We start from the raw sequence: 25,470 nt of genomic DNA, 5'->3' as shown, positions 1-25,470 counted from the left end.
TCGCCGACGCCTGCGAGGGGGGTCCTAGATTGGGTCGCATGGGTGACTGGCAGGACCCCGAGGCGGTCCGGTTCATGCTCGACGACTGCGAGACCTGGGCGGTCGTCGGGCTCTCCGGCGACCCCACGCGCACGGCGTACGGCATCGCGGAGCTCCTGCAGTCGCGCGGCAAGCGGATCGTGCCGATCCACCCGGCCGCGCCCGTGGTGCTCGGCGAGCAGGGGTACGCCACGCTGGCCGAGGTCCCCTTCCCCGTCGACGTCGTCGACGTCTTCCGGCGCTCGGAGGCGGCCGGCGAGTTCGCCGACCAGGCGGTGGCCGTCGGCGCCCGCGGGGTGTGGCTCCAGCTGGGCGTGGTCGACGAGGACGCGTTCGCCCGCACCCGCGCCGCCGGCGTGCCGATGGTGATGGACACCTGCCCCGCCATCGAGTGGCGACGGCGGTGAGCCGACCCGGGGAGGACCTGGCGGTGCCGTCCGGCCCCGGTCTCCCCCGCGGGCTCGTCGTGCCCGCCGCCGAGCTCGTCGAGCGGTTCTCCCGCTCGCCCGGTCCCGGCGGACAGTCGGTCAACACGAGCGACACCCGCGTCGAGCTGGTGTACGACGTGGCCGCCTCGTCGGCGCTGGACGACCGGCAGCGGGAGCGCGTGCTGGCCGCCCTGGCCGGTCAGCTCGTGGGCGACACCGTGGTGGTGGTCGCCTCGGAGCACCGCTCCCAGCACCGCAACCGGGTCGCCGCCCGCGAGCGGCTCGCGGAGCTGCTCCGCACCGCGCTCGCCCCGCCCCCGGCACCCCGGCGCGCCACGCGACCCACCCGGGGCTCGCAGCGGCGCCGGCTGGAGGCCAAGAAGCAGCGCGGTCGGACCAAGTCGCTGCGGGGCCGGGTCACCGGCGAGTAGCCGCGCCCCTCGCTCAGAAGCCGAGCTTGTGCGACGCCTCGCCGCGCACGGCCTTGCCCTTCTCGCGCGCGGTGGCGGCCAGCTCGGTCTGGAAGTCGACCATCCGCTGCAGGAGCGCCGGGTCGGCCACCCCCAGGATCCGGGCAGCGAGCAGGCCGGCGTTGCGGGCGTTGCCGACCCCGACGGTGGCGACGGGGACGCCGGCCGGCATCTGCACGATCGACAGCAGGGAGTCCATGCCGTCCAGGTGCTTGAGCGGCACGGGGACGCCGATCACCGGCAGCGGCGTCACGGACGCCAGCATCCCGGGCAGGTGCGCGGCTCCCCCGGCGCCGGCGATGATCACCGACAGGCCGCGGCCCGCGGCGTCGCGGCCGTAGGCCAGCATCTCGTCGGGCATCCGGTGCGCGGACACGACGTCGGCCTCGAAGGCGACGCCCAGCTCGGTCAGCGCCTCACCGGCCGCCTTCATCACCGGCCAGTCGGAGTCCGACCCCATCACGATGCCGACGCGCGGTGTCGTGCCATCGGTCTCGACGGACGTGGCCATCGGGCTCACCTCACTCACTCTCGTTGCCCAGGTCGCCCCGGAACCAGGCGGCGGCGTGCCGCGCTCGCTCGAGGCAATCATCGAGGTCGTCCCCGTAGGCGTTGACGTGGCCGACCTTTCGCCCAGGGCGTAACTCCTTGCCGTACAGGTGCACCCGCAGCCGCGGGTCGCGCGCCATCGCGTGCGGGAAGCCGTCGTAGAGCCGGCCGACACCCCGGTGGTCCGGACCGTGGTCGGCGCCGAGGATGTTCACCATCACGGTCCACCGGGCCCGGGTGGCCGGCGAGCCGAGCGGCAGGTCGAGCACCGCACGGAGGTGGTTCTCGAACTGCGACGTGACGCTGCCGTCCTGGGTCCAGTGGCCGGTGTTGTGCGGGCGCATGGCCAGCTCGTTGACGAGGATCCGGCCGTCGGTGGTCTCGAAGAGCTCGACGGCCAGGATGCCGGTGACGTCGAGGGCACCGGCGATGCGCAGCGCGATCTCCTGGGCCTGTCCGGACAGCGCCTCGGACAGGTCCGGTGCCGGGGCGACGACCTCGTGGCAGATGCCGTCCTTCTGGGTCGAGGCGACGACGGGGTACGCCGCGGCCTGGCCGCTCGGCGACCGGGCGACCAGCGCGGACAGCTCGCGGCGGAAGTCGACGAGCTCCTCGGCCAGCAGCCGCACCCCCGCCTGCTCGGCGGCGCGGAACGGCAGCGCGCAGTCGTCGGCCGACCGCACGAACCACACCCCCTTGCCGTCGTACCCGCCCCGCGTCGTCTTGAGGACGCAGGGAAAGCCGAACGCCGCCACGTCGTCGACGCTCGTCACGATGGCGTTGCGCGGGCAGGGGACGCCCAGCTCGGCGAGCCGCTCGCGCATGACGCCCTTGTCCTGGGCGTGCACGAGCGCCTCGGGCCCGGGACGCACGGCGATCCCGTCGTCCTGCAGGGCGTGGAGGTGCTCGGTGGGCACGTGCTCGTGGTCGAAGGTCACCACCTGGCAGCCGGCGGTCACGGCGCGCAGCGTGGCGAGGTCGCGGTAGTCGCCGACCAGCTGGTCGGGGATCACCTGGGCGGCGGAGACGCCCTCGGCCTCGGCGAGGAGGCGGAGCGGCAGACCGAGGGCGATCGCGGGCTGCGCCATCATCCGGGCGAGCTGCCCGCCACCGATGACGGCGAGGGTCGGGGCGGAGTCGGGCACCCGGTCAGCGTAGTGCGGGGGGTACGCCGGGCTGCCGCGTGGTGTCCTCGGTCTCGAAGCGCAGACCCTGGCCGCGGATCGTCGTGATCAGGTGCGGGTGCCGGCTGTCGTCGCCGAGCTTGCGCCGCACCCACCCGAGGTGGACGTCGATGGTCTTCGAGGAGGTCCAGAAGTTCGTGTGCCAGACGTCGCGCATCAGCTCGTCGCGGCTGACGATGTCGCCCGCCCGGGCGATCAGGGCGTGCACGAGGTCGAACTCCTTGCGCGACAGGGCCACCTCCTCGGCACCCCGCCACGCGCGCCGCTCGTCCGGGTCCACCCGGATCCCCTGCACCTCGAACACATGACCACGGTAGGAACGTCGCCGCCCGCGAGGGGCCGAATGCCCAAATTGCCCCTCTCCCGCGTGACTCGGCTGGACCGGTGGGGCTGGTGGGGCGCAGGGTGGGCGGCCGCGGGACGGCCGGTGCTCAGTGCCGGCGTACGGCGACGGGCTCGACGAGCCCGAAGCCGCGCACCGGCCGGGCCGGCAGCCGCCGGGTCTCGAACTGGTCGCCGGGCAGCAGGGCCGCGGTGTCGGCGTCGATGATCACGCGGTTGCGCCGCGCCACGGCGGTGAGCCGCGCGGCCATGTTGACCGGCGGGCCGAAGACGTCGCCGAGCCGCATCACGACGGAGCCGCTCGCCAGGCCCAGGCGCACGTCGGGCATCCGCGCGTCGCGGCCGATCACGCTGATGATCCCCTCGGCGGTGTCGAACGCCCGGATCGGGTCGTCGTTCACGAACAGGACCGAGTCGCCGATGCTCTTGATCACCCGGCCGCGCTGCGCGGCCACGACGTCGGCGCAGCGGGACTCGAAGACCTCGACGAGGTCGCCGATCTTGTCCTGGCTGAGCTGGTTGGAGAGCGCGGTGAAGCTGACGATGTCGGCGAACCCGACGGTCAGCTGCGTGGTGTGCAGGTCCTCCTCGTTCGCCCCGAGCGCCTCGATCCGCGCGACCGCGGCCGCGAGGTGCCGGCGCCAGGCGTAGAGGAGCAGCTCCTCGAAGGGACCGCTCAGCTCGTCGACCATCCGGGTCGCGGAGCCGGCCCGGCTGCCGGTCGACTGGTCGCCCTGCTCGAGCTGCTCGATGCGGTGCAGCAGCGTCGCGACCTCCCAGTCGGCGAGCCGGGCCATGGTCTGGCCGACCGCCCGGGTCAGGTTGACCGCCGTGTCGAAGTCCAGCAGCCCGGAGCCCACCAGCTCGGTCAGGGTCGAGACCGCGCCGACGTCGGCGTGCGTGAACGCGGTGGCCATCCCGTGCTCGGGGAATCCGAGGGCACGCCAGAGCCGACGGGCCTCCTCGATCGTCACGCCGGTCTCGGACGCCACCTCGTTCGCGTTGAACGCCGGCCGCTCACCGAGGATCGCGCGCTCGAGCTCCTCGCCGACTCCCTCCGGCTCAGGCGCCGTCATGTCGCGGCGACGGGTCGTTCATCTCGTGGAGCAGCTGGTTGAGGCGGCGCTGGGTCTCCTCGACGTGCGGGATGTCCGGCAGCGCGACGCGACCGTTGGTGCTGGCGTCGCTGATGACGAGCGTGCCGCAGCCGAGCATCCGGTCGATCAGCCCGAGCTCGTAGGACACGTCGCTGATCCGCGACAGCGGGATGTCGTGCCCGCGCCGGGTCAGCACGCCGTGGCGGGTGATCAGCCGGCGGTTGGTGATGGTGTACGACGCGGTCAGCCAGACGAGCAGCGGTCGCAGCACGAGCCAGACCACGGCCGCGGCCGCCAGGACCCAGACGACCAGGTCGGCGGTGCCGTTGTCGATGTACTGCGTCGCCACGACGGCGACCGCGAGCACGACGACCAGCCAGAACAGCGGGCCCAGCAGGGCCTTGGGGTGCGTGCGGGTGCTGATGACGACGGTCTCGCCGTCGTTGAGCAGTTTCTGCGAGATGGCCACCACCGCATCATGGCACCAGCACGGGCGGCCCGAGGCCAGATCCGCGCACGCGGTCCCTCAGCCCCCGGACGAGCCGCCGCCGACCGCCCGGACGTGCACCACGTCGCCGGCACCGACGGCCGTCTCGCCGTCCGGGCCGCGCACGAGCAGCCGCCCGCCGGCGTCGATGCCGGTCGCGGTCCCGGTCAGCGGGGCGCCGGTCGGCAGCTCGACGCGGACCTCGCGGCCGATCGTCACGCACGCCTGCTCGTACGCCGCCCGCAGGGTCGTGCCGGGGTCGCGCTGCCACGCGGCGTACTCCCCCAGCAGGCGCGCGACGAGCGCGAGGAGCAGGTCGCTCCGGTCGACGTCGACGCCCTCGAGGGCCAGCGAGGTGGCGGTCTCGACCGGCAGCTCGGCGCGCGTCGTCGTGACGTTGATGCCGATGCCGACGACGGCGGCGGGGCCGCTGGGGCTGTCGACGCGCTCGACCAGGATCCCCACCAGCTTGAGCGGACCCACGAGGACGTCGTTGGGCCACTTCACCCCGGCGTCCGCCCCGTGCTCGCGCAGCACCTCGCCGACGACGTACCCCGTCAGCAGCGGCAGCCACGGCCACCGGGCCGCGGGCACCTCGGGACGGAGCAGCACCGAGAAGGTCAGGGCCGCCCGCTCCGGGGTCTCCCAGGTGCGGTCCAGCCGGCCGCGGCCGGCGGTCTGGTGCTCGGTCACGACGACGAGGCCCTCCGCGGCGCCCTCGCGGGCGCGGGCGACGGCGAGCGCGTTGGTCGAGGGCGTCGCCGCGACCACCTCCACGGCAGCGGCCGCGGTGAGCCGCGGGACATCGAGGGGTGGGCGAGCGGGCAGGTCGGAGGTCATGGGCACTACATTGGCCCACGAATCGGCCCACGACCCAGCCAGGAGGCCAGACGCGTGAGCGCACACCCGGGTGAAGGCACCGACGTCCCCGAGGACATCGACATCCACACGACCGCCGGCAAGCTGGCCGACCTGGAGCGACGGCTCGACGAAGCCGTCCACGCCGGGTCCGCCAAGGCCGTCGAGAAGCAGCACGCCAAGGGCCGCCAGACGGCCCGCGAGCGCATCGAGCAGCTCTTCGACGAGGGCTCCTTCGTCGAGCTCGACGAGCTGGCGCGGCACCGCTCCGTGGCGTTCGGCCTCGAGAAGAACCGCCCGTACGGCGACGGCGTCGTGACCGGCTACGGCACGATCGACGGCCGGCAGGTCTGCGTCTTCTCCCAGGACTTCACGGTCTTCGGCGGCTCCCTCGGCGAGGTCTACGGCGAGAAGATCGTCAAGGTGATGGACCTCGCCATCAAGACCGGCTGCCCGATCATCGGCATCAACGAGGGTGCGGGGGCGCGCATCCAGGAGGGTGTCGTCTCGCTCGGTCTGTACGGCGAGATCTTCCGCCGCAACGTGCACGCCTCGGGCGTCATCCCACAGATCTCGATGATCATGGGCTCCTGCGCCGGCGGGCACGTCTACTCCCCCGCGGTCACCGACTTCACGATCATGGTCGACGGCACCTCCAACATGTTCATCACCGGGCCCGACGTCATCAAGACCGTCACCGGCGAGGACGTCTCGATGGAGGACCTCGGCGGCGCGCGCACGCACAACACCAAGTCCGGCAACGCCCACTACATGGGCTCGGACGAGGCTGACGCCATCGAGTACGTCAAGGCGCTGCTGTCCTACCTGCCGCAGAACAACCTCGACGAGCCGGTCGTCTACCCCGAGTTCGAGCTGGGCCAGGGCGTCCTCGACGTCTCCGACCTCGACCGCTCGCTCGACGTGCTGATCCCGGACTCCCCCAACCAGCCCTACGACATGCACGACGTGATCACGGCGGTGATGGACGACGAGGAGTTCCTCGAGGTCATGCCGCTGTTCGCGCCGAACATCCTCATCGGCTACGGCCGGGTCGAGGGCCGCCCCGTCGGCGTCGTCGCGAACCAGCCGATGCAGTTCGCGGGCACGCTCGACATCGACGCCTCCGAGAAGGCCGCCCGCTTCGTGCGGACCTGCGACGCCTTCAACATCCCGGTCCTCACCTTCGTCGACGTCCCCGGCTTCCTGCCCGGCACCGACCAGGAGTGGAACGGCATCATCCGCCGTGGCGCCAAGCTGATCTACGCCTACGCCGAGGCGACCGTCCCGCTCGTCACGATCATCACCCGCAAGGCGTACGGCGGGGCCTACGACGTCATGGGCTCCAAGCACCTCGGTGCCGACGTCAACCTGGCCTGGCCGACCGCCCAGATCGCCGTGATGGGCGCCCAGGGCGCCGCCAACATCGTCCACCGCAAGACGCTCGCCAAGGTCGAGAAGGAGGGCGGCGACGTCGAGGCGAAGCGCGCCCAGCTCATCGACGAGTACGAGACCACGCTGGCCAACCCGTACGTCGCCGCCGAGCGCGGCTACGTCGACGCGGTGATCCGGCCGCACGAGACCCGCATCGAGATCGTCCGGGCGCTGCGCCTGCTGCGCTCCAAGCGGGAGGTCCTGCCCGCGAAGAAGCACGGGAACATCCCGCTCTGATGGCCGACGAGGTCTCGACAGGCTCGACCACCGGGGACGGCCCGACCACCGAGGGCGCCACGCCGCCACTGCTGCGCGTGGTGAGCCCCGACGCGACGCCGGAGGAGATCGCGGCCCTGGTCGCGGTCCTCAGCTCGCTCGGGGGCGCCCCGGAGGAGCCGCGGCGCCGGACGCCCGCGTGGCAGTCCCACCAGCGCCGGGTCCGCCCGGCGCTGGCGCCCGGCCCCGGCGGGTGGCGCGCCAGCGGCCTGCCCCGCTGAGGCCGCGGATTTCCCCCACGGGGCCGCCCCGTTGCGCATAATGGTGGGGAAACTTGCGGGTTTGTTGAGGTGACCCTTGAGGTGGCCTCAGCAGACTGGTCTCACGAAACACCGGGCCGCCCCTCCCTCGGCCCCGACAGGAGACGAGACGCGTGGACCCGAACAGCCTGAGCCCGGAAGCCACCTGGCTGCTGCCGGACGGCCTCGAGGACCCGCGCTACGTCCGGGCGCCCGACCCGAGCCTGTCCGCCTACGCCGACCAGTTCCTCGACGAGGTCCAGTCGATCCCGACCTACCGCCCCACGATCGGGTGCGTCATCCCGGCGTACAACGAGGGCGAGACCATCGCCGGCGTGCTCGACTCCCTGCTCCAGCAGACCCGCCTGCCGGACGCCATCCACGTCATCATCAACAACACCAGCGACGACTCGGTCGAGGTCGCCAGCCACTACGCCGGTCCGCACACCCGCCAGACCGCGACGGGCGAGCAGAGCACGGTCATCTACGTCCACGACATCGGCAAGAACCCCGACAAGAAGGTCGGCGCGCTCAACTACGGCTACAGCCTGGTCGAGACGATGGACTACCTCCTCGGCGTGGACGGCGACACGACCCCCGAGCCGGACGCCGTCGAGCACCTCATCAACGAGATCGCCAGCGACGACCGGATCGGCGGCATCTCCGCGGTCTACAGCATCGACGACAGCGCGCTCAAGGGCCCGATCGAGAAGTTCCTCATCGCCGGCCAGCGTGCGCAGTTCTCCGCCTTCAACATGCAGAACATGCTCAAGGGCCGCAACATGGCGGTCCTCGGCGGCCAGTTCTCGATCTTCTCCACGCAGGCCCTGCGCGACGTGCTGCGCGACAGCCACCAGCGCACCCCGTGGGTCAACGACAGCGAGGTCGAGGACTCCCTCCTGTCGCTGCAGATCAAGAGCGCCGGCTACCTCACCAAGATCAGCGCCCGGGCCCGCGCCCACGTCGGCGGCATGAACACCCTCCGCTCGCTGGACGCCCAGCAGGTCAAGTGGAACTTCGGCGCCATCGACCTGATGTGGCCCGGCCAGCGCGGCGACACCAAGGGCCAGCCCTTCCACCCCAACCTGCGGCTGCGGTGGTTCGAGCACCTCTCGATGGTCATCAACATGACCACCCGCCTGATGTTCTTCATCCTGCTGATGGGCGCCCTGACCATCAACGCCTTCGTCTTCCGCGCCTGGTGGATCGTCCCGCCGGTCGCCGCCGTCTGGCTGAACTTCCGCGTCGCGCACTCGATGCAGTTCCGCAACCGCAAGGACTACCTCTTCGTCCTGCTGGTCTTCCCGGCGGAGCTCTACATGATGGTCCGCATGGGCCACTTCGTGCGCGCCTGGCTGAAGTTCTTCAGCCGCCAGCAGACCGACAACTGGGCGGCCCAGGCCAAGGCCGAGCGGGGCAAGGGCACCGCGTGGCTCTACCCCTTCCTCGCCCTGGCCGTCTTCCTCGCCGGCATCGGCGTCGCCTGGACCCAGATCCCGATCGAGACGACCTCGAACATCCTGGCCGTCGGCTGGCCGATCCTCGGCATCATCACGATCCTGCAGACCGTGTGGATGATCATGAAGTCGATGCGCCGCTACCGGGGCTTCAAGGCATGACCCGACGGACCCCGTCCGCCGTCCACCACCCGTCCCAGGAGTCCCCCATGAACCGACCCGTCCGCACCCGACTGGCGAGCGCCCTCGCCGGCCTCGTGGCGACGTCGGCCCTGCTGTCCGGTTGCTCCATCGTCGGCATCGGCACGAGCGACGACCCCGGCTCGTCGAAGACGAGCGCCGTGCCGAGCGCGACGCCCACGCCGTACGACTCGCAGTTCACGCGCGACGGCACGTTCCAGTCGCACATCGAGGTCAACGGCCTCGACTTCGTCTACACGCTCTACCCCACGAAGTCGACGCCGCGCACCAACGAGTGGTACCCCCGCGGCAACAAGTTCTTCTCGTTCACCTTCCAGGCCTACGACCTGAACCGCGCGATCCGCGACCGCTTCGCGACCAAGCGCAAGGTCTACCTGAGCGACATCGAGGTGACGTCGCGGACCAAGACCACCGGCGGCGGCCGGACGCAGCACCCGTACAACCTCAAGGCCGTCGCGAAGGAGATCACCTTCGACCCCGAGCCCGTGACCACCCGCTACGGGATGATCATCACCTCGCCGAAGGGTGCCTTCGAGCTCCGCAACCAGAAGATCGGCCCGACGTCGCTGGACACCCGCGGCATCGACCTGCTCTTCACCGCCACCGTGCACATCCAGACGTCGCCCGGCTCGGCGAAGTTCTACGAGCGCAAGATCAGGCAGACCGTGCCGATCGCGATCTTCAGCTCGAAGAAGAAGACCGACGTCGCCCAGATCCCGGTCGACGCGAACTAGAGCGTCCCGGGCCGGCACCGGCCCGGGGAGGGGTCAGGCCGCCTCGGCGAGGCGGTAGCCGACCCCGCGCACGGTCTCGATGTAGCGCGGGGAGGACCCCTCGTCGCCGAGCTTGCGGCGCAGGCTCGCGATGTGGACCTCGACGGACCGCTTGTCGGCCTCGTTGACGAAGTACGACGTGACGTACTGCTGCCCGCGCATCGTCAGCACCAGGTCGGCCTTGCTGCGCACGCGTCGGCCGGTGCCGAGCAGCGAGGCCAGCAGGTCGAACTCGGTGCGGGTCAGGTCGACCGAGCCGCCGCTGACGGTGACCACGCGGGTCTCCTGGTTGAGCACCAGGCCGTTGAAGCGCACCCAGTTGCCCTCGGGGACGGGCGAGCCGTCCGGCGTCGGCGCGGCGTGCCGGGGTGCGGGAGCGGGGGGCTCGTACGCCGGCTGCTGGTAGGTGGGCTGCTGATACGCAGGTGCAGCCGGCGGGGGCTCGTAGGCCGGGGGTGCCTGCTCGGGCGCCTGGTAGGCCGGCTGGTAGGCCGGCTGCTGCGGGGCGGGCGGCTGGTAGGCCGGCTCCTGCGGCGGGACGTACGCCGGGGGCGCTGCCGGGGCCGGCGGCTGGTAGGTCGGCTGGACCGGCTGCTGGGCGGGCGGCTGGGGCGCGACGGGCGCCGCCGGGGCCGGAGCCTCCGGGGCCGGTGCGGAGCGCGGCGTCTCGGGGGCGAAGAGCGGGGCGTTGGCCGTCAGGTCGCGAGCCGCCTTGGCCGCCCACGACTCCTCCTGCGGCGCCGCCGGTGCCGTGGGCTCAGCGGGGGCCGGCTCGGCCTCGCGCGCGTCGCCGTCGGTCCAGCTCGACGGGGCGTCCTGGCGCGAGCGCGGGCGTCGCAGCATCGAGTCGGCGCGGGCGCGCAGCTCGCGCGGGCGGAACGGCTTGACGAGGTAGTCGTCGGCGCCGGCCTCGAAGCCCTGGACGACGTCGATCTCGTCGCCGAGCGCGGTGATCATGATCAGGTAGGTGTTGCTGAACTCGCGCAGCCGCTTGGCGACGGCGAAGCCGTCCATGCCCGGCATGTTGACGTCGAGCGTCGTGATGAGGGGGTTGTGGACCCGGACGGCCTCGACACCCTCGGTGCCGTTCTCCGTCTTCACGGTCCGGAACCCGGACTGGGTGAGCACGATGTCGATCAGGTCACGCACGTCCGGATCGTCCTCGACGATGACCGCGACCCAGTCTTCCCCACCCATGCCCGAATGCTAACAACGATGGGAGGTTCCGCGGGCGGCGCACCACCAGTTGGGCGGCCGACTTGGCGAGGATCACCAGCCGGAGGCGGCCGCGATCTCCATCGTGCGCTCCGGCCAGAACTCCCCCGCCGGAGGGCCTCCCCCGCACTCGCCGTCGCTCTCGCCCGGGGGCTTGATCCAGACGAAGGCGTCCAGGCCGGTGCCGTCGTCGACGAAGCCGGGAGCGGTGCCGAAGGCGCGTCCGGGCGGGTTGCACCAGTCCGACGTCGAGCCGTTGCCGTTGCGACCGGTGTCGATCACGAAGTGGGCGCCGCCCAGCAGCTTGGAGAGCTTGCCGGCGTAGTCGCGCTCGTCGTCGTCGGTCTGGTAGTTCGCGACGTTGGTGGCGAAGCCGCGCACCTTGGCCACCCCGACGTCGCGCATCAGCTTCGCGAGGGCCGTCGGCGAGATCCAGTCGGAGTGGCCCCCGTCGACGTACGTCGTCACGCCGGCCTTCGCGAGCGCGTCGACGGCCGCCTTCATCAGGCGGATCCGCTGGTCGAGCTCGGCGCACTGCAGGGCGGCCGCGAGCGCGTCCGGCTCGAGCACGACCGCGACCCGGTCGGCCGCGCCGGCGGCGGTCGCGATCTCCTGCACCCACGCGGGGTAGCGCGCCGCGGTCAGCCCGCCCTCGGAGAAGCCGCCCGAGCAGTCCCGGTCGGGGATGCCGTAGACGACGAGCAGCGGCAGCTTGCCCGCCTTGTCGGCGGCCGTGACCAGGGAGGTGACGTAGGGGCCGACCTGGCCGGGTGGGTACTCCTCCGGCGTCAGCCAGATGCCCTGGGGCACGGCGGCCAGGCGGCTGAAGACCCGCTGCTTCTCGCTCTCACCGTCGGCCTCGGCCTGGGAGGCTGCCTGGGCCGCGCGCGAGTCGGGCTCGGCGTACCCCGCCTCCTCGGAGAACGGGTTCACGGCCTGGGCGTCCACGGGCTTCTCCTCGGCGGGCGACGAGCACCCGGTCAACGCCGTCGCCACGAGCAGGGCCGTCAGCAGGACCGACCGGGGACGCCGGGGCACGCGCAGAGTCACGCGCACAGTCTGCCCCGGCGTCCCACAGCGTCAGCGACGCACCCGTCCGGGAGCGACGAGGGCCGCCACCACCGCGACCGCCACCGCCGCCGCGCCGGTCAGCAGCGCCGGCCCGATCGCGCCGTCGTAGCCGGCCGGGGTGAGCTGTCCGCCGTTCCCGAGGAAGACCGCCGTCAGCAGCGCGATCCCCAGGGCCACGCCGAACTCGCGGATCGTGGAGTTCGCCGAGCTGGCGATGGCGAAGTCGTCCTCGGGGAGCCCCTCCAGCACCGCGGTCGCGCTCGGCGCGAACGTCAGGCCCATGCCGACGCCCGCCATCGCGAGCGGCACCACGAAGGAGGAGTACGCCGCCCCGCTCTCGGTCAGCGCGGCGAACCACACCAGCGAGGCCGTCTGCAGGGTCAGCCCGACGAGCAGCAGCGAGCGCAGCCCGGTCCGCGCTGCGAGCATCCCGGCGACCGGTGCCACCACCATCGGCGCGGCCGTCCACGGCAGGGTCCGCAGCCCGGCCTCGAGGGGCGTGTAGCCCTGGACGATCTGGAGGTACTGCGAGAGCAGGAAGACCGTCCCGAACATGCCGAGCGTGAAGAAGAGGCCGATGACGTTGGCCACCGAGAAGCCGCGCGAGGAGAAGAGCCGCAGCGGCAGCACCGCGTGCGCCCGTCCGCGGGCCCACACGGCGTACGCCGGGACGAGCAGCGCGGCCGCGACGAGCGGACCCAGCACCCACGGGTCGGTCCACCCGTCGTCGTTGCCGTGCACGATCCCCCAGATGCCGAGGAACACCGCGCCACCGAGCATCGCCGTGCCGGGGAGGTCGAGGCGCTGCCACAGGCCGCGCGACTCGGGGACGGCCACCAGGAGCAGCGGCAGCGCGACGACGGCGACCGGGACGTTGAGCCAGAAGATCGCCTGCCAGCTCACGCCCTCGACGACGGCGCCGCCGATGACCGGACCGAGCGCGACGCCCAGGCCGGAGACCCCGCCCCACACCCCGATCGCGACCGCGCGGCGGGCGGGCGGGACGGCGGCCGCGAGCAGGCTCAACGAGAGCGGCATGATCGCCGCGGCGCCCAGGCCCTGCACGGCCCGGGCGGCGATCAGCGCCTCCGAGGTGGTGCTGAGCGCCGAGGCGATCGACGCGAGCGTGAAGACCGAGAGGCCCACCAGCATCATCCGGCGCCGGCCGAGCCGGTCGCCGAGCGTGGCCGCCGGCAGCATGAAGGTGGCGAAGACGAGCGTGTAGGCGTTCATGAACCACGACAGCTGGCCGACCGTGGAGCCGAGGTCGGCGCGGATGACGGGCAGCGCCGTGGTCATCACGAGGTTGTCGAGCGTGGCCATGAACATCGGGAGCGAGGCGGCGACCACGGCCAGCCAGACCGGCACGCGGCGCTGCGGCCGAGGTGCCTGCTGGGTGTCGACGGACGGAGCCGGGGCGAGGACCTCGGGCGGGAGGACGGACATGGTGACCCCTGGGAGTGGAAGAAGGCATTGAATGATTACTTGATGCCGCGAGGTTAAGTAATCAAGTGATAACCTGTCAAGCGTGAGCACCGAACGCATCCCCCGGATGAGCGCCGACGACCGCCGCGAGCTCGTGCTCGAGGCGGCGACCCGGGCGTTCGCGCGGGGCGGGTTCCACGGCACCAGCACCGACGCGGTGGCCCGCGAGGCCGGGGTGTCGCAGCCGTACGTCGTGCGGATCTTCGGCACCAAGCTCGAGCTGTTCCTCGAGGTCTTCGAGCGTGCCGTCGGGCGGATCCGCGACGCCTTCGCGGCCGTCCTGGACGACGGCGACTTCGACCCGGCCAGCGAGGACGACAAGGCCCGGATGGGGATGGCCTACAGCGAGCTGCTCGAGGACCGCGACTTCCTGCAGGTGATGATGCACGGCTTCTCGTCCGGCGGCACCGAGGAGATCGCGGCCGCCGCCCGGCGCTGCATGGGCGAGGTGTTCGCGACCATCAAGCGCACCGGCTGGGACGACGAGCAGGCGCGTGACTTCGTGGCCTACGGGATGCTGCTCAACGTGATGATCTCGATGCGGGCACCCGAGCACGTCGACCCGCAGAGTCCCCTGTCGGCCCTCACCCTGTGCGCCTTCGGCGACGCCCTGCCGGGCCTGGCCCCGCCCGCCTAGCCGACGGCGCGACGCCGGCGCTTCGCGACCACGCACCAGCCGGCACCCAGCAGCACCGCCCCGCCGAGCGTCGCCAGCTCCAGGTGCCACCCGGGCGGGCGGAAGGTCACCGTGACGGTCTCCCCCACCCGGTCGGGGTCGAGCTCGACCCGGACCAGCTGGCGCTCGAGCGGTGACCCGAACCGCGCGCCGTCGACCTCGTAGCCGGGCCAGGCCAGGCGGCTCAGGACCACGCTCGGGTCGTCCCCCACCGCGTCGACCACGAACGACGTGCTCGTCTCGGACTGCGCGACCTGGTGCACCTGCGTCCCGGCCGACGACCACACGACGCCGCCGGCGGTGGGCACGACGTCGTCACGGACCCAGGTGACCACGACGCCGTTGCGCCCGGCCACGTGCCAGCCTGCGGGCGGGTCCCCCACCGGGACGTCGGGGTCGTCGTACAGGACCAGCGTGCTGATCGCGTGCAGGTCGACCCACCGCAGCCCGGTCTCGGGCTGCACCGTGAACATCGCGGCGAGGGCGGCCGGGCAGGCCTCGCCGTTGTAGCGCAGGCAGAACCGGTCGTTGTAGCCGCGGAAGCCGATCGTCGTGTAGCCGTTGTGGACCGGCTTCCCGGTGAGGTCCCACATGCTGCCGGTGAGCATCGCCTGCGACACCTCGGGGTGCGTGTCGATGGCCGTGCGGGTGAGGCCGATCGCGAAGACGTCGCCCCGGCTGTCCTGCAGCACCGCGGGATAGTCGTCCAGGTGCGACGGCGCGTGGCGCTGCCCGCCGATCGAGTCGGGCAGGAGGGCGAGCTGCAGGACGGCCACACCGACCGAGGCCGCCACGAGCACGACGGGGAGGCCACGGCCGCGGCGGGCCGCCCAGGTCGCGACCACCAGACCGACCACCACCGCCGCGCCACCGGCGACCTGCAGCCAGGCGCTCGCGGGGTGCAGCAGGGCGGCCAGCACCGCGGCCCCGACCGCCCAGACCAGGGTCGCGCCGATCCGGACCGGCCCCGGGCGGCGGACCACGGCCCGGTCGAGCAGCACGACCACGAGGAGCACCAGCGCGAGGCTCAGCGCGGACATCACGCGGCCGGGCATCCGGATCGGGCCCATGTTGTAGGGCAGCAGCGTCCAGACCGCCGTCAGCACGAGCGGCACCAGCAGCGAGATCCAGGTCGGCCCGCGCCCGCGCAGCCGGGCCGGGTCGAGCCAGAGGAGCACGGGCAGGAACCACGCGACGTAGGTGAACGGCACCTGCCGGGCGCCCAGCACGGGGTCCGGGAGCAGGTCGACCGTGGGCGGGACGGTGGTCGGCTGGCCGGTGAGCAGCAGGGTGAGTGGGTCCATCTGGAGGAAGCCGTCGCCGCCGACGGTCCAGGCGTTGCGGAAGGTCACGGGCGCGGTCAGGATCCCCGGCAGGTAGACCGTGACCGCGAGCAGGGCACAGAAGACGCCGAGCAGGAGCAGCCGGCGCACGGCGACCCACTCGCGCGCGACCAGCCGCTCCAGGAGCAGCCCACCCAGGACGAGCGCGAGGTACATCGTCCCGAAGACGTAGCCGGTCGTGACCACGAGCGCCGCGCTCAGCAGCGCCGGCCACGGGTGCCCGCCGGCCAGCATCCGGCGGGCGGTGCACCAGGCCCACGGCAGCAGCGCGGCGACCAGCTGGCCGGCCACCCAGCGCGGGGCGTCGTTGGTGAGGGTGAAGCCGCACAGCGGCACGGCGACGGCGGCCGCAGCGGCCAGACCCGGGCGGACGGCGTACGACCTCGCCAGGGCGAAGACGCCCGTGACGGAGATCGTGACGATGGCGAACTTCACCAGCGTGGCGTAGACGACGACCTGCGGCGCCACCGCGGCGCCCACGGCGATGAGGGCGGTCAGCGGGCTGTAGAGCCCCTCCTGCCCCTCGGCGAGCGGGTTGCCCGCGGAGCCGGCCTGGGCGTCGAACATCGGCCAGTGGCCGTGCAGCAGCGCCGTGCCGAAGTGGTGGAACCAGCCGTAGTACGCGTTCGCGGTGTCGCCCTGGAAGTAGTGCCGGCCGTCCCCGAGCAGGGGGAAGGCCCACGCGAGCCAGACCGCCGCCAGGGCGACCAGCAGCCAGGTGCGTTCGTGAGCGGCCGAGCCGCCGCCCTGGCCGCCGGGCGGGTCCGTCACGCGCCGGCTACCTGGAGGTCGGCCGACCGCAGCTGCGCGGCGATGTCCTCCGTGGTCGAGTGCAGCCCCACCGCGAACGGCGTCGTGGCCAGGACGTCCAGCTCGGTCCAGACCTCGGAGCGGAGCCGGAGGTCGAGCACCTGCGGCCCGGTCGCCGAGCGCGTCGACAGCCGCGGCCGACGCCGGAACCCGCGGCTGGACTCCCCCACGACCGCGGCCACGCTGAGCGAGCGCCCGGAGGCCAGCACCTTGGTCACCACCGTTCCGGGCGGCTCGGCGGCCAGCAGGTCGAGCCCCGCGACCACCATGGCCGCCGCGTCCGCGACGTAGAGGTAGTCCCGCAGGGTGTCGAGGGAGACGTAGAGGTTGAGCGTCGTGCGGGTGAGCTGGGTCAGGCAGACCTGGGAGACCAGCCCCTGGGGCTTGGCGAGGTCCTGGCCGGGGCCGTAGAGGTTGGCGAGCCGCCCCACCAGGACACGGGTGCCCCGGGCGGCCAGGTCGCGCACGGCGACCTCCATCGCCAGCTTCGCGTGGCCGTACGGCGCCAGCGCGTGCGTCGCGGAGGTCTCGGAGAACGGGGCGGGATCCGGGGAGCCGGCGTAGACGCCACCGGCCGACGAGGCCAGGAAGAAGTCGTCCGGCAGGTCGACCACGCCCGCCACGAAGGCCCGGAAGAGCGCGACCTCGGCGGCGACGTCCTCGGCCGGGGTGGCGACCACGCCGGCCCCCGCCGTCCACACGAGGCGCCAGCGGCCGCCGGACGCCGCGGCCGCGCGGGTCGCGGCGAGCAGCGCCGCGAGCGCGGCGTCGTGGTCGCCCCACGGGACGTCGACGGTGCGGACGCAGTCGCCGTCACCGCGCAGCCGCGCCTCGACCTGGGAGCCGAGCAGCCCCCGCCCCACCACCAGCGTGGTCACCGCAGCGCCTCCTCGTCGTCCGTCGCGCGCACGGCCCCGGCGCTGCCGAGCGGCCCGTCCTCGCGGTCGCGCACGATGACGTAGAGCGGGCGGCCCAGCGCCATGTTGACCGCGGCGCCGACGTACTCCGCGACGACGCCGAGCGACACGAGCACGAAGCCCGACGAGATCAGGGTGACGACCATCATCGACGCCCAGCCCTGCACGACCACGCTCCCGTGGATCCGCGCCCACACGATCGCGATCGCGCCGAGGAAGCCGAGGACGGCCAGGAGGAGCCCGACCAGGCTCACCACCCGCAGCAGGCGGGTGCCGCCCGTGACGACCATCCGGCGGTAGTGCGAGAGCAGGGTGCCGAAGGAGTAGCCCGACGGCCGGTCCCCCTCGGCCCGCAGCCGGACCGGCTGCGTCGCGACCCGCCGGGAGACCCAGCCGAGGGCGACGTCGAGGTAGACCCCCGACCCGGCGTACGCCGCGACGCTGCGGGCCACCTCGCCGAGCACCAGGCGGTAGCTGTGGAAGCTGCTGGCGTCGCGGTTGCCGGTCATCCACCTCAGCGACGTCTTGGCCCCGCGCGAGACGGTGTTGCGGAAGGCGCCGTGGGGCGCGGGGTTCGTGGGCGCGGCGTAGACGACGTCGGCGCGCTCGGTGATCGCGCGGTCGAGCAGGGCGCCGAGGTCGGCGGGGTCGTGCTGGCCGTCCTCGTCGATCGTGGCCACCCAGTCCCCGCCGGAGGACGCCATGCCGGCCATGCTCGCCGCGTGCTGGCCGTAGTTGCGGCTGAGCCACACGGGGCGCACCCAGTCGTGCGCCGCCGCGAGCCGGCGGATCACGACGTCGGAGTCGTCGGGCCCGCAGTCGTGGACCAGGACCACCTCGGAGACCCGCGCCAGGTGGCCGCCCGGCGTCCGGAACGGCTCGGCGAGGGCGGCGATCTCCGCCACGAGCGCGTCCAGCGTGACGGCGCCGCGGTAGACCGGCACCACGACCGAGACGGTGTGCTCGCGCGGGGCGGTGCTCATCGGCGTGCTCCTGACGGGGTCCGGGTCGACGACTGCTCGTCGGCGTGCGGGGTCGACAGCGGCTTGCGGGCGGCCACCACGACCGACGACCCGAACGGCAGGTCGACGAGGCCGAGCAACCGGCGGTCGACCGCCGTCGCGGCGAGCAGGGTCCGCTCGATCCACGGGGCGACCTCGGGCAGGCCCGGCACGTCCCCCTCGTCGAGACGGTCGGCGCGGCGGCCCCGCTCGCGCAGGCGGGTGCGGAGCCGGTCCGCGGCGAAGAACGGCAGCGTGCCGGCGAAGAGGTACGACGCCCGCAGCACCTCGAGGCCGCCCGCCTCGACCGCGCGGACCGCGCGGGGTCGCGTGTAGCGGCGGTGGTGGTGGTTGTGCTCGTCGAAGTGCGTCCAGGCCCACTGGTAGGCCGGCACGCTCATCAGCAACCGTCCGCCCGGCGCCAGGACGCGGGCGATCTCGGCCAGGGCCCGGGCCTCGGGCTCGCAGTGCTCGACCACGTCGAAGGCGGCCACCACGTCGAACGAGCCGTCGGCGAAGGGCAGGTCCATCACCGAGGCGCAGACGTCGCCGCGGCCGAGTCCCCGCGGGTCAAGGTCGACCGCCACGCGGTGCCCGGAGCGGGCCAGCCAGCCGACGCTCGGCCCGTCGGCGCTGCCCACGTCGAGCAGGCGGGCGGGGCTGCCCACGTGCTCGCCCAGGGCGACCCGGAGCAGGTCGGCCCGTGCGCGGTACCACCAGTACTCGGGTCGACCGAGCGAAGGTGAGCCACCCGAGACCATGCCCCATGCTTACACGGCTCAGGTGGCAGGAACCTGAACGAGCGGCGACCGCACTACGCTCGACCCATGACGACGCTGGTGCTCGCCTCCGCCTCCCCGGCCCGCCTCGCCACCCTCCGCAGCGCCGGGATCGAGCCGGTCGTGATCGTGTCCGGGGTCGACGAGTCCCAGCTCGACGGCCTGCCGCCGGCCGAGCTCGCCCTGCAGCTCGCGGAGCTCAAGTGCGGGGCGGTCGCCGCCCGTGCGGATCTCCCGGCCGGCGCCCTGGTGCTCGGGTGCGACTCCGTGCTCGAGCTCGACGGCGAGGCGCTCGGCAAGCCCGCCGACGCCGACGAGGCGGTCCGGCGCTGGCACGCGATGCGCGGCCGCACCGGCGTGCTGCGCACCGGTCACTGCCTGCGCGACACCGCGACCGACCGGGTCGCCGCGGCGACCGCGTCCACCACCGTGCACTTCGCGGACATCGGCGACGACGAGGTGGCGGCGTACGTCGCGACCGGCGAGCCGCTGCACGTCGCCGGCGCCTTCACCGTCGACGGGCTCGGCGGCGCGTTCGTCACCGGGATCGAGGGCGACCACCACAACGTGGTCGGGGTGAGCCTGCCGCTGGTCAGGGAGCTGGTGGCAGAGCTGGGCCACGCGTGGACAGGTCTGTGGACCCGCTGAGCGGCGTCCCGGGCGTCCCCTCCTCCTCGAGCTGCAGCAGCAGCTCGGGCAGGTTCGGCACGTGCGCGACCGGCAGCCGGAAGACGAACGTCCGGAACAGGTAGAACCGCGCGACCAGGCCGAGGAACAGGCCGATGACGTTCGCGGAGATGTTGTCGGAGTACGGGTCGTCGAGGCCGAGGACGTTGCGGCTGACGGCCAGGCAGCCGATCGGCAGCACCATCGTCGCCAGGTTGATGATGACGAACGCGGTGCGGCCGCCGTCGGCGTGCACCGGGGGCCGGTCGCGGAAGGCCCAGCTGCGGCTGCCGCGGTAGGAGATCAGCATGCCGACCGTGTTGGCGAGCACGTAGGCCACGATCACGTGGTCGTCGAGGAGCGCCTTGTGCTCGGTGTTGAAGCCGTGCACGAGGAAGTTGAAGATCACGAACGCCACGATCGTGGCGACTCCGCCGACGGTGAGGAAGCGCCCGACCTCGGCGAGCAGGCGCTGCCAACGGCTTCCCATGGGCGCAAGGCTAACCAACCCCGCGCCCGGGCGACCGCAGGCACGACTCCCGCGGGTGGCGTACCCGCGGGAGTCGTGAGGCGAGGTCAGCCCGAGAAGAGCGTCGCCGCCTTGCGGATCGTCTCGACCAGGCCGTACGCCAGCGGGATGCCGACCAGGGCCCAGGCCACCGTGATGCGTGCGGTCATGCGCGTGCCTCCTCGAGCTTGTCGTGCGACTCCGGCTCGTGGAACCGGTCGTCGACGGGACGGATGAGCAGGTTGGCCACCGAGCCGATGGCGAGCAGCACGACCATCGTCAGCAGGCCGTTGCGGTAGTCCGCCGCGACCAGCTCACCGGGCGTGCCCTGCGCGTCCAGGAACTTGTTGACGATGAGCGGACCGGCGACGCCGGCCGCGGCCCAAGCCGTCAGCAGCCGGCCGTGGATGGCGCCGACCTGGAAGGTGCCGAACAGGTCGCGGAGGTACGCCGGGACCGTGGCGAAGCCGCCGCCGTAGAACGAGATGATGACCGCGGCCAGCAGCACGAACAGCAGCGTGCTGGACGAGCCGGTGAGCGCGAGCAGCAGGTAGAGCACCAGCCCGACCCCGAGGTAGACGACGTAGATCGGCTTGCGCCCCACGACGTCCGACGTCGAGGACCAGACGAAGCGGCCGGCCATGTTGGCCAGCGACAGCAGCCCGACGAAGCCGGCGGCAGCAGCGGCGCTGACGCTGGAGTCGGCGCCGTCGCGGAAGAAGTCCTGGATCATCGGGGCGGCCTGCTCGAGGATGCCGATGCCGGCGGTGACGTTGCAGAACAGCACCGTCCAGAGCAGCCAGAACTGCGGCGTCCTGATCGCGTTGGCCGCGGAGACGCTGGCGGTCGTGACCAGGGCCTTGGACGCGACCTGGCTGGGCTCGAAGCCCTCGGGCTTCCAGTCGTCGGCCGGCACCCGGACGGTGAAGGCGCCGAACATCATGAAGCAGAAGTAGACGATGCCGAGCGTGATGAACAGCATCATCACCGCGTGGCCGTCGGGGACCGATGTCACGTCCGTGGCGACGTACGACGAGTCGTAGAGCGCCATCAGGCGACCGCTCAGCGGGCTGGCGATCAGCGCGCCGCCGCCGAAGCCCATGATCGCCATGCCGGTCGCGAGGCCGGGGCGGTCCGGGAACCACTTGATCAGCGTGGAGACCGGCGAGATGTAGCCGATGCCGAGACCGATGCCGCCGATGCCGCCGTACCCGAGGTAGACGAGCCAGAGCTGGCCGGTGCCGATGCCGACGGCCCCGACCAGGAAGCCGAGGCTCCACAGGCAGGCGGCCACGAACATGGCCGCGCGGGGGCCGTTGGTGTCGACCCAGGTGCCGAAGACGGCGGCCGAGAGGCCGAGCATCACGATCGCGATCGAGAAGATCACGCCGACGGCGGTGAGGCTGGTGTCGAAGTGTGCGACGAGCGCGTTCTTGTAGACGCTCGTTGCGTAGACCTGGCCGATGCACAGGTGGACGGCGAGAGCGGCGGGCGGGATCAGCCAACGGCTGTAGCCGGGACCGGCGACGGTCTTCTCCCGGGCGAGGAAGGACGGAACCACGAGACACCTCCATGGTGAGTTGGGTCACGCGTACCCGGTAGACCAGTCTTCAATCACCGACCGGGCACTCTCTGGCACGATGACGCCGTGTCCGAGCCCTGGGTCGCCCTCGCGCTCGGCCTGGTCGCCCTGCTCGAGGCCGTCGCCCTCGGCGCGCTGGCCCTCGCGCTGCGCCGCAGCCGTCGCCGGGTGGCCGACCTCGACGCCGTGGTCGAGGCCCTGAGCGCTCCCACCCCCGGGCGCGAGCGCCGTCGCGTGCTGCCCGGGGTCCTGCCGGGCGTGCTCCCGAGCGGGCTGCCCACCGGGCGCGAGGCGGTGAAGGCGGTCTGGGAGACCGCCGCGCTGGTCCGCGACAAGGGGGTCGGCGGGGCGCTGCGCAGCTCGATCGAGGACCTGGCCGGCTGGGCGCAGGTGGAGCGGCCGGACCTCGCCCGGCTCGCGGACGCGGACGGGACCGTGGCCATCCTGTTCTCCGACATCGAGGGCTCGACGGCCCTCAACGAACAGCTCGGCGACCGCGACTGGGTGCGGCTGCTCGGCAAGCACGACCGGATCGTCCGCGACCGCGTGGACCAGCACGCCGGCCACGTGGTGAAGACCCAGGGCGACGGCTTCATGGTCGCCTTCGGCACGCCCCGGCAGGCGGTGGGCTGCGCCGTGGACGTCCAGCGCTCGCTCGCGGCCCGCCGCCGGCGCCCCGGGCGTACGCCCCTCCGGGTCCGGATCGGCGTCCACCAGGGCGACGCCGTCCACCTCGACGGCGACCTCTTCGGCCGCAACGTCGCCTTCGCCGCCCGGGTCGCCGGACTGGCCGAGGGCGGCGAGGTCCTGGTCTCCGAGCCCGTCCGCGCCGCGCTGGCCGACGACGCCGACCTCGCCTTCGCCGAGCCGCGCGAGGTCGAGCTCAAGGGCTTCGCCGGCGTGCACGCCGTGCACCCCGTGGCGTGGGACGGCGCGGGCGACGAGTAGTGCGCGCCCACGACGACCTCGACTGGCAGCGACTCCTCGCGTACGTCGGCTCCTGGGCTCTCGTCCGGGAGGTCCCCGGCGGCCTCGAGGTCACGTTCGAGACCGCGGACGGTGCGCCCCGGACCGTCGAGGTGGTGATGACGCCGGACGAGTGGTCCACGCACCTGGGGGTCGTCCACGGCAGCGACGACCCGGGCGTGACGTGGCTGAGGGAGCGGGTGCTGGCGACACCGGAGGGCACGGCGTTCCTGGTGTTCTCGACCCACGACTGGGAGCCCTCGCCGACGCGCGAGCTGCCCGAGGAGCCCGACGGAGGCCCGGGCGAGTGGTTCGTGCGGAACCGGGACGGCAGCGTGTCGTACTTCCGCGACGCGCTCGAGCCGGACTGACCCGCGCGGTCGTCAGCGGGTGATCTGGCCGGTGCGGACCTGGATCACCACGCGGGTGATGGCGCGCTCGTAGGCGTCGGTGCCGGTGAGGGCTGCGGCTTCGGCGGGGGTGACGTGGTGGGTGCCGTGCTCGTCGACGACACGGACGAGTGCGTGCGGGGTGCGCCACAGGGTGCCGCCGCCGGGGACGGGTTTCACCTGGTAGCCGAGGTGGGTCTTGGCCCGGTGGGCGGTGCGGCCGAGGGGTTGTGAGGTGTCGAGCCCGGTCTGACCGGGTGGTCCTTGGGCTCGGTAGGCGCGGCGGTGGTCGAGATCCAAGCTCCGCGAGACGGTCCGGGCGTGGGGGAAGGTGTCGCCGGGTTGTTCGAGGTGGACGCGCTCGGCGATCCGGGTGGGGTGCTCGTAGCAGTTGACGCTGACCCGGTCGGTCAGGTCGATCACGGGCTTCACGACCACGTCCGTGCCGGCGAGGAGGTCCTTGAGCTGGGACAGGGTGTGCGGGCCGATGCCCTCGACCCGGGCCACGGCGGGGGTGCCGGTGAGGGCGGCCTCGTGGAGGTGGACGTAGAGCACGGCCTTCGGGCGGAGCTGCTTCGGGTCCACGGCCCGCAGGGCTGGCAGGAGGTCGGCGGGGAACGCGAGGGCCCGCGACGGCACCTCGGGGTCCTCTTCGGGTTCTTCGGTGTGCTCGAGGAGGAGGGTGAGGAGCTCGGCGGGGCGGGCGAGCCACCCGAACGCGAGTGCGCGGAGGACGTCGCGGGTGGTGTCGGTGTGCTCGGGGCGGGTGGCGAGGATGTCGGCGACCCGGGTCACGACGGCGTCGACGTAGGCGGCGTCGCCGGCCCCGATGCGCGCGATCACGGTGCGGAGGCCGTGCTCGTCGGTGCGGGTGAGGGAGACGTACCGACGGCGCTTCTCCGCGGCGACGGCTTCCTCGTGGGCGGCGACGTCGGCCTCGACGACCTTGGCCTCCGCGATCGCCAGCACCCGGCCGGGTGCCTCGGACCCGATGACCTCCGCGACAGCGGCATCGACGAGGGCAGCCCCCTGGACGGACAGCTTCCGGGACATCGACGCGACCCGGCGGGCGACCCAGGCGTCGCAGCGGCCGTCGAGGAAGACCTCCCAGGTCCGGGGCAGCCGGAACCGCAGGTCCAGCACGTCCGCCGCGACCGCACGGGCGGACAACACGTGCACACCACGAGCGATGCCGAGCTCGGCCAGGGTCAGCTCCCGCACCGACGGCGTCCCGACCCCACCCAGACGGACCAACCGGTCCGAGCCGGGCGGCAACGGCCGCTCCGGGTGCGGTCGCGGGTCGTCACGCGGGTCGGTGGACTGCAGCTCGCACCACCGCGCCACCAGCAACAGCTCGTCGACCTCGACCGCCCGGCGGCGCACCACCATCAGCTCCAGACCCCGTAGCGTCTGCCCGGGGTCGAGCTCGGTGACGAGATCGACGGCCATGTCACATGATAACCGAACACCTGTTCGATGACAAGACCTGGTGACCTCCTATTCAGGGTGGCTACTCCATCGCTCGTCGTGACCGGACTGGTGCCGAATGAGGAGGCCGGTCAAGGTCCGATGCGCGACTGACGACGCCTCGACCGGGCACCATCAAGCGTCGCTCCCAGCCGGCTCCGTCGACCCTCTGCACGGAGTGACAGGGGATCTGAGCATGGCAACAGCTCGCCGGGGCAGGTCCGCCCGCTCTAGCTGTCGGCCGGATCCGGCCAGGCGCCGTACAGCAGGGCCTCGTCCGGCCCCGCGCCCACGTCGCGGTACATCGCCGCGGTCTGGCAGAGGTGCCCGGTGACGGGGTCGGCGACGAGCAGCAGCGCCTGGCGGGGCCCGTCGGGTGGCGCACCCGGCATGCCGGAGTGGACGAAGTCGGCGGGCGACTCCCACACCAGCCGGATGTCGAGCCAGCGCTCGCCACCGTTGCAGGCCGATCCCGGGTCGAACGGCGTGCCGCGCGTGACAACGGCAGTGGCACCGACGAAGGTGCCCTCCACCTGGCGCTGCCGATGCTGGGCGATCGACGTCGCGAGCGCCCGCTCCTCCGCGGTCAACGAGCCGGCGTGCGCCCCCTCGACCACCGGAGTGGGCGGTACGTCGTCGGGGGCCGTCCCACCGGACTCGCCCCGGCAGCCGGCGACCGAGGTCGCCGCGACCACGGCCGCCACCGCCGTCAAGGTCCTCACTGCCGTCCGCACGAGGCCGCCTCCGTCCGCATCGATGCGGGT

The 25,470-nt window shown here is 72.8% G+C and carries 28 protein-coding genes; 10 read left to right on the top strand and 18 right to left on the bottom strand.

Annotated elements, in window-relative coordinates:
- Positions 1-38: 38 nt before the first annotated feature.
- Positions 39-446, top strand: a complete 408-nt coding sequence (locus tag H5V45_RS16715; RefSeq protein ID WP_185253975.1) for a CoA-binding protein — start codon at positions 39-41, stop codon at positions 444-446.
- Complete coding sequence (gene arfB / locus H5V45_RS16710) at positions 443-898, top strand: alternative ribosome rescue aminoacyl-tRNA hydrolase ArfB (RefSeq protein ID WP_185253974.1); 456 nt, start codon at positions 443-445, stop codon at positions 896-898. The genes H5V45_RS16715 and arfB overlap by 4 nt, the downstream gene beginning before the upstream one ends.
- 13 nt (positions 899-911) lie before the next feature.
- Here the strand turns inward: arfB and purE are convergent, their stop codons facing one another.
- The 6 genes from purE to H5V45_RS16680 all read right to left on the bottom strand — a co-directional run bounded on the left by purE (position 912) and on the right by H5V45_RS16680 (position 5,436).
- Positions 912-1,448 carry a 5-(carboxyamino)imidazole ribonucleotide mutase gene (gene purE, locus H5V45_RS16705; protein ID WP_185253973.1) on the bottom strand — a complete coding sequence of 179 codons (537 nt, stop codon included), beginning with the start codon at positions 1,446-1,448 and terminating at the stop codon, positions 912-914.
- Between the two features lie 10 nt (positions 1,449-1,458).
- Positions 1,459-2,631, bottom strand: coding sequence for a 5-(carboxyamino)imidazole ribonucleotide synthase (locus tag H5V45_RS16700; RefSeq protein ID WP_185253972.1), 1,173 nt, complete (start codon positions 2,629-2,631; stop codon positions 1,459-1,461).
- A 4-nt stretch (positions 2,632-2,635) separates the two neighbouring features.
- A complete protein-coding gene (locus H5V45_RS16695; protein ID WP_185253971.1) occupies positions 2,636-2,974 on the bottom strand; it encodes a winged helix-turn-helix domain-containing protein in 339 nt (112 codons plus the stop codon).
- 127 nt (positions 2,975-3,101) lie between these two features.
- Positions 3,102-4,088, bottom strand: a complete 987-nt coding sequence (locus H5V45_RS16690; protein WP_185253970.1) for an adenylate/guanylate cyclase domain-containing protein — start codon at positions 4,086-4,088, stop codon at positions 3,102-3,104.
- Positions 4,075-4,578 (bottom strand): PH domain-containing protein, encoded by a 504-nt coding sequence (locus tag H5V45_RS16685; protein WP_185253969.1) that lies wholly within the window; start codon positions 4,576-4,578, stop codon positions 4,075-4,077. Before H5V45_RS16685 ends, H5V45_RS16690 begins: the two co-directional genes overlap by 14 nt.
- Positions 4,579-4,635: 57 nt before the next feature.
- Positions 4,636-5,436, bottom strand: a complete 801-nt coding sequence (locus H5V45_RS16680) for a biotin--[acetyl-CoA-carboxylase] ligase (RefSeq protein ID WP_185253968.1) — start codon at positions 5,434-5,436, stop codon at positions 4,636-4,638.
- 54 nt (positions 5,437-5,490) lie between these two features.
- Between H5V45_RS16680 and H5V45_RS16675 the strand changes: the two genes are divergently transcribed.
- The 4 genes from H5V45_RS16675 (at position 5,491) to H5V45_RS16660 (ending at position 9,792) form a co-directional block, all read left to right on the top strand.
- The gene (locus tag H5V45_RS16675) at positions 5,491-7,122 is read left to right on the top strand and encodes a carboxyl transferase domain-containing protein (RefSeq protein WP_185253967.1); all 1,632 of its coding nucleotides are present in this window, start codon (positions 5,491-5,493) and stop codon (positions 7,120-7,122) included.
- Complete coding sequence (locus H5V45_RS16670; RefSeq protein ID WP_185253966.1) at positions 7,122-7,382, top strand: acyl-CoA carboxylase subunit epsilon; 261 nt, start codon at positions 7,122-7,124, stop codon at positions 7,380-7,382. The genes H5V45_RS16675 and H5V45_RS16670 overlap by 1 nt, the downstream gene beginning before the upstream one ends.
- A 152-nt stretch (positions 7,383-7,534) precedes the next feature.
- Positions 7,535-9,019, top strand: coding sequence for a glycosyltransferase family 2 protein (locus tag H5V45_RS16665; RefSeq protein ID WP_343061601.1), 1,485 nt, complete (start codon positions 7,535-7,537; stop codon positions 9,017-9,019).
- A 47-nt stretch (positions 9,020-9,066) separates the two neighbouring features.
- On the top strand, positions 9,067-9,792 hold the full coding sequence (locus H5V45_RS16660) for a hypothetical protein (protein ID WP_185253965.1): 726 nt from the start codon (positions 9,067-9,069) through the stop codon (positions 9,790-9,792).
- 33 nt (positions 9,793-9,825) lie between these two features.
- Here the strand turns inward: H5V45_RS16660 and H5V45_RS16655 are convergent, their stop codons facing one another.
- From H5V45_RS16655 to H5V45_RS16645, 3 genes are all read right to left on the bottom strand, one after another.
- The gene (locus tag H5V45_RS16655; protein WP_185253964.1) at positions 9,826-11,028 is read right to left on the bottom strand and encodes a winged helix-turn-helix transcriptional regulator; all 1,203 of its coding nucleotides are present in this window, start codon (positions 11,026-11,028) and stop codon (positions 9,826-9,828) included.
- Positions 11,029-11,100: 72 nt separating this feature from the next.
- Positions 11,101-12,096 carry a glycoside hydrolase family 6 protein gene (locus H5V45_RS16650; RefSeq protein WP_185253963.1) on the bottom strand — a complete coding sequence of 332 codons (996 nt, stop codon included), beginning with the start codon at positions 12,094-12,096 and terminating at the stop codon, positions 11,101-11,103.
- A gap of 30 nt (positions 12,097-12,126) precedes the next feature.
- Positions 12,127-13,563 (bottom strand): MFS transporter, encoded by a 1,437-nt coding sequence (locus H5V45_RS16645; RefSeq protein ID WP_185253962.1) that lies wholly within the window; start codon positions 13,561-13,563, stop codon positions 12,127-12,129.
- A gap of 82 nt (positions 13,564-13,645) precedes the next feature.
- Here H5V45_RS16645 and H5V45_RS16640 point away from each other — a divergent pair, with 82 nt between their 5' ends.
- Positions 13,646-14,239, top strand: coding sequence for a TetR/AcrR family transcriptional regulator (locus H5V45_RS16640; RefSeq protein ID WP_343061600.1), 594 nt, complete (start codon positions 13,646-13,648; stop codon positions 14,237-14,239).
- Here the strand turns inward: H5V45_RS16640 and H5V45_RS16635 are convergent.
- Genes H5V45_RS16635 through H5V45_RS16620 form a run of 4 tightly spaced genes read right to left on the bottom strand, consistent with a single transcriptional unit; the run spans position 14,236 to position 19,110 of the window.
- Positions 14,236-16,392, bottom strand: coding sequence for a hypothetical protein (locus H5V45_RS16635; RefSeq protein ID WP_185253961.1), 2,157 nt, complete (start codon positions 16,390-16,392; stop codon positions 14,236-14,238). The two genes, H5V45_RS16640 and H5V45_RS16635, sit on opposite strands and share 4 nt — an antisense overlap.
- On the bottom strand, positions 16,389-17,309 hold the full coding sequence (locus H5V45_RS16630) for an NAD-dependent epimerase/dehydratase family protein (protein WP_185253960.1): 921 nt from the start codon (positions 17,307-17,309) through the stop codon (positions 16,389-16,391). The genes H5V45_RS16635 and H5V45_RS16630 overlap by 4 nt, the downstream gene beginning before the upstream one ends.
- Complete coding sequence (locus H5V45_RS16625) at positions 17,306-18,331, bottom strand: glycosyltransferase (RefSeq protein ID WP_185253959.1); 1,026 nt, start codon at positions 18,329-18,331, stop codon at positions 17,306-17,308. The genes H5V45_RS16630 and H5V45_RS16625 overlap by 4 nt, the downstream gene beginning before the upstream one ends.
- Positions 18,328-19,110 carry a class I SAM-dependent methyltransferase gene (locus H5V45_RS16620; RefSeq protein ID WP_185253958.1) on the bottom strand — a complete coding sequence of 261 codons (783 nt, stop codon included), beginning with the start codon at positions 19,108-19,110 and terminating at the stop codon, positions 18,328-18,330. Before H5V45_RS16620 ends, H5V45_RS16625 begins: the two co-directional genes overlap by 4 nt.
- Before the next feature lie 66 nt (positions 19,111-19,176).
- On the opposite strand from H5V45_RS16620, the gene H5V45_RS16615 reads away from it, so the two are divergent.
- Positions 19,177-19,776: a Maf family protein gene (locus H5V45_RS16615; protein WP_185253957.1), complete on the top strand. Its 600-nt coding sequence runs from the start codon at positions 19,177-19,179 to the stop codon at positions 19,774-19,776.
- On the opposite strand, the gene H5V45_RS16610 is transcribed toward H5V45_RS16615, so the two are convergent.
- The 3 genes from H5V45_RS16610 to H5V45_RS16605 all read right to left on the bottom strand — a co-directional run bounded on the left by H5V45_RS16610 (position 19,721) and on the right by H5V45_RS16605 (position 21,863).
- Positions 19,721-20,284, bottom strand: a complete 564-nt coding sequence (locus H5V45_RS16610) for a GtrA family protein (RefSeq protein ID WP_185253956.1) — start codon at positions 20,282-20,284, stop codon at positions 19,721-19,723. The genes H5V45_RS16615 and H5V45_RS16610 overlap by 56 nt on opposite strands.
- 86 nt (positions 20,285-20,370) lie before the next feature.
- A complete protein-coding gene (locus H5V45_RS22905) occupies positions 20,371-20,472 on the bottom strand; it encodes an MFS transporter small subunit (RefSeq protein ID WP_425491449.1) in 102 nt (33 codons plus the stop codon).
- A complete protein-coding gene (locus H5V45_RS16605) occupies positions 20,469-21,863 on the bottom strand; it encodes an MFS transporter (RefSeq protein WP_185253955.1) in 1,395 nt (464 codons plus the stop codon). The genes H5V45_RS22905 and H5V45_RS16605 overlap by 4 nt, the downstream gene beginning before the upstream one ends.
- An 87-nt stretch (positions 21,864-21,950) precedes the next feature.
- Here H5V45_RS16605 and H5V45_RS22015 point away from each other — a divergent pair, with 87 nt between their 5' ends.
- Positions 21,951-22,832: an adenylate/guanylate cyclase domain-containing protein gene (locus tag H5V45_RS22015; protein WP_221634035.1), complete on the top strand. Its 882-nt coding sequence runs from the start codon at positions 21,951-21,953 to the stop codon at positions 22,830-22,832.
- A complete protein-coding gene (locus H5V45_RS16595) occupies positions 22,832-23,221 on the top strand; it encodes a hypothetical protein (RefSeq protein ID WP_185253954.1) in 390 nt (129 codons plus the stop codon). Before H5V45_RS22015 ends, H5V45_RS16595 begins: the two co-directional genes overlap by 1 nt.
- 12 nt (positions 23,222-23,233) lie before the next feature.
- On the opposite strand, the gene H5V45_RS16590 is transcribed toward H5V45_RS16595, so the two are convergent.
- Together H5V45_RS16590 and H5V45_RS16585 are read right to left on the bottom strand one after the other, a co-directional pair.
- The gene (locus H5V45_RS16590; RefSeq protein WP_185253953.1) at positions 23,234-24,688 is read right to left on the bottom strand and encodes a hypothetical protein; all 1,455 of its coding nucleotides are present in this window, start codon (positions 24,686-24,688) and stop codon (positions 23,234-23,236) included.
- Positions 24,689-24,936: 248 nt separating this feature from the next.
- The gene (locus tag H5V45_RS16585; RefSeq protein ID WP_185253952.1) at positions 24,937-25,428 is read right to left on the bottom strand and encodes a hypothetical protein; all 492 of its coding nucleotides are present in this window, start codon (positions 25,426-25,428) and stop codon (positions 24,937-24,939) included.
- Positions 25,429-25,470: the final 42 nt, after the last annotated feature.

This window comes from Nocardioides luti (genome assembly GCF_014212315.1).
Lineage (GTDB): Bacteria > Actinomycetota > Actinomycetes > Propionibacteriales > Nocardioidaceae > Nocardioides > Nocardioides luti.
The sequence above is the reverse complement of the archived record's forward strand: the minus strand, read 5'-3'. Positions and strand labels throughout refer to the sequence as shown.

What these genes read in the sequence shown, in the direction of transcription:
- H5V45_RS22905 (WP_425491449.1), bottom strand. Translation starts at nt 20,472, where the DNA reads ATGACCGCACGCATCACGGTGGCCTGGGCCCTGGTCGGCATCCCGCTG.
- H5V45_RS16670 (WP_185253966.1), top strand. Translation starts at nt 7,122, where the DNA reads ATGGCCGACGAGGTCTCGACAGGCTCGACCACCGGGGACGGCCCGACC.
- H5V45_RS16610 (WP_185253956.1), bottom strand. Translation starts at nt 20,284, where the DNA reads ATGGGAAGCCGTTGGCAGCGCCTGCTCGCCGAGGTCGGGCGCTTCCTC.
- H5V45_RS16660 (WP_185253965.1), top strand. Translation starts at nt 9,067, where the DNA reads ATGAACCGACCCGTCCGCACCCGACTGGCGAGCGCCCTCGCCGGCCTC.
- H5V45_RS16655 (WP_185253964.1), bottom strand. Translation starts at nt 11,028, where the DNA reads ATGGGTGGGGAAGACTGGGTCGCGGTCATCGTCGAGGACGATCCGGAC.
- H5V45_RS16690 (WP_185253970.1), bottom strand. Translation starts at nt 4,088, where the DNA reads ATGACGGCGCCTGAGCCGGAGGGAGTCGGCGAGGAGCTCGAGCGCGCG.
- H5V45_RS16615 (WP_185253957.1), top strand. Translation starts at nt 19,177, where the DNA reads ATGACGACGCTGGTGCTCGCCTCCGCCTCCCCGGCCCGCCTCGCCACC.
- purE (WP_185253973.1), bottom strand. Translation starts at nt 1,448, where the DNA reads ATGGCCACGTCCGTCGAGACCGATGGCACGACACCGCGCGTCGGCATC.
- H5V45_RS16590 (WP_185253953.1), bottom strand. Translation starts at nt 24,688, where the DNA reads ATGGCCGTCGATCTCGTCACCGAGCTCGACCCCGGGCAGACGCTACGG.
- H5V45_RS16715 (WP_185253975.1), top strand. Translation starts at nt 39, where the DNA reads ATGGGTGACTGGCAGGACCCCGAGGCGGTCCGGTTCATGCTCGACGAC.
- H5V45_RS16620 (WP_185253958.1), bottom strand. Translation starts at nt 19,110, where the DNA reads ATGGTCTCGGGTGGCTCACCTTCGCTCGGTCGACCCGAGTACTGGTGG.
- H5V45_RS16645 (WP_185253962.1), bottom strand. Translation starts at nt 13,563, where the DNA reads ATGTCCGTCCTCCCGCCCGAGGTCCTCGCCCCGGCTCCGTCCGTCGAC.
- H5V45_RS16680 (WP_185253968.1), bottom strand. Translation starts at nt 5,436, where the DNA reads ATGACCTCCGACCTGCCCGCTCGCCCACCCCTCGATGTCCCGCGGCTC.
- H5V45_RS16625 (WP_185253959.1), bottom strand. Translation starts at nt 18,331, where the DNA reads ATGAGCACCGCCCCGCGCGAGCACACCGTCTCGGTCGTGGTGCCGGTC.